Genomic DNA, 235 nt, shown 5'->3' with positions numbered 1-235 from the left:
AAACAAAAAAGACTTAACACGGTATGAATTACAAGATCAGCAAAAACTTGATAAAAAGATATATCATTTCTTAAAAGAGGTTCCTTCGCAACCTCTTCAAGAAGTGTTTGCACGCTTGGAAAAAGCCTATAAAAAGTTCTTTAAAAAGGATGCTGGCTATTCAAAAAGGAAAAGTTTTAAAGAATATCGTTCTATTACTCTTACTCAATTTGGTATGTTCAAATATAAAAAGAAG

Annotated in this window: 1 pseudogene; it reads left to right on the top strand. The window is 29.8% G+C overall.

The features are described from left to right. Nucleotides 1-235 (top strand): annotated as a pseudogene (locus tag BAU28_RS08190) (RNA-guided endonuclease TnpB family protein); the annotation flags it as partial.

It is taken from the genome of Bacillus paramycoides (assembly GCF_001884235.1).
GTDB lineage: Bacteria > Bacillota > Bacilli > Bacillales > Bacillaceae_G > Bacillus_A > Bacillus_A paramycoides.
This window is presented reverse-complemented; position numbering and strand designations above follow the sequence as displayed.